The sequence below is a fragment of the Herbaspirillum sp. WGmk3 genome (assembly GCF_023952535.1).
Classification (GTDB): domain Bacteria; phylum Pseudomonadota; class Gammaproteobacteria; order Burkholderiales; family Burkholderiaceae_D; genus Herbaspirillum; species Herbaspirillum huttiense.
Genome location: NZ_JAKYWT010000049.1, coordinates 1 through 278 on the forward strand (window position 1 = coordinate 1; position 278 = coordinate 278).

A 278-nucleotide genomic window follows, 5' to 3' on the forward strand; every position below is an offset into this window, starting at 1 on the left:
GAACTCTGGGCCTCATCGTTGACGAACCAGCGCGGCCATGGGTTCGAACGGTTTGCCGGTGATGATCGGCGCTGCGCCTGCTGCGGTGGCGACCGCGGCGACGATCGCTCCACCACCAGGCACGGGCCCCCGCGGTGTGGGGTAGGTCGCGTCGTCGTTCGTGGCGATGAACGTCGCACCGTTTCTGATCGCTCCGCTCAACGCCGTCAGTTTCTGATAATCGAAGTCCAGGTACAGGCCGACGACGACCGCATCGACCTCGCCGGCGTACGACGGAT

1 pseudogene is annotated in these 278 nt (G+C 65.5%); it reads right to left on the reverse strand.

Going from position 1 to position 278, the window contains the following annotated elements:
• Positions 1–12: 12 nt before the first annotated feature.
• Positions 13–278, reverse strand: a pseudogene (locus tag MKD49_RS25880) (hypothetical protein); the annotation flags it as partial.